General features: G+C 73.1%; 1 protein-coding gene. It reads left to right on the top strand.

Going from position 1 to position 525, the window contains the following annotated elements; all coding sequences use genetic code 11:
• Positions 1–13: 13 nt before the first annotated feature.
• Positions 14–525, top strand: a 512-nt coding sequence (locus tag LPA54_RS36385; RefSeq protein WP_368857896.1) for a TolB family protein, incomplete at its 3' end; no start/stop codon positions are given.

The following is a 525-nucleotide window of genomic DNA, read 5'->3' as shown; positions in this document are numbered from 1 at the left end:
GCAGTATGGGGTCATGACTGAGAGCAACGGGTCCGACGCGCCGGACCGGGCGGACCACCAGACCGAGCGAGTGCAGCAGACCGGGGAGATGCCGGACTGGGAGAAGCGCTTCCGCGCGCCCCGGGTGTCCCTTCCCGACTGGGCGGAGGACGCCCCCGACCGGTCCCTGTTCGTGTCGAACGCGACAGGGACGTACGAGCTGTACGCCTGGGACCGGGCGACCGGTGAGCAGCGCCAGGTGACGGAGCGGCCGAACGGCACGACGGACGGGGTGCTCTCGCCGGACGGCGAGTGGATCTGGTGGTTCGACGACAAGGACGGCGACGAGTTCGGCGTCTGGCGCCGGCAGCGGTTCTCCGGCGGCGAGGACGAGCTGGCCGCCCCGGGCCTGGACCCCTCGTACCCGGCGGGCCTCGCGCTGGGCCGCGACGGCTGCTCGGCGGTCGTCGGCCGCTCCACCGACGAGGACGGTACGACGATCCACCTGGTGCGCACGGGCGAGGCGCCGGTGGAGCTGTACCGGCA

Origin of the sequence: Streptomyces sp. DH12, assembly GCF_020873895.1 — a bacterium.
Classification (GTDB): Bacteria; Actinomycetota; Actinomycetes; order Streptomycetales; family Streptomycetaceae; genus Streptomyces.
This window is presented reverse-complemented; position numbering and strand designations above follow the sequence as displayed.